1 pseudogene is annotated in these 345 nt (G+C 39.4%); it reads left to right on the plus strand.

From position 1 onward, the window contains the following. A pseudogene (locus HC175_RS21500) lies at nt 1-345 on the plus strand (TonB-dependent receptor); the annotation flags it as partial.

Genomic DNA, 345 nt, shown 5'->3' on the forward strand with positions numbered 1-345 from the left:
TTAGTAGGGAATACCTATCAAAAGGATATCTATGAACAAATCAATGGCTCAAAAAGGAATTTGCTGGTGAATTCAGCGGGGGGATATTTTGATGTACTTGATCTAGGAGATCAGCCTCAGGTTGGTGGTTTTAGAAATGAAGCAAGCTTACTTTCATATTTAGGAAGATTAGAATATAATTTTGATGATCGCTATTTATTGAATGCGGTGCTAAGAAGAGATGGATCTTCAAGATTTAGCGATGAGCACAAATGGGGGAATTTCCCTTCCTTGTCCGTAGCCTGGCGTTTGAGCAACGAATCTTTCTTTGAGTCCAATCTCATCGATGACCTTAAGCTTCGTGCA

Source organism: Salinimicrobium oceani (genome assembly GCF_012037645.1).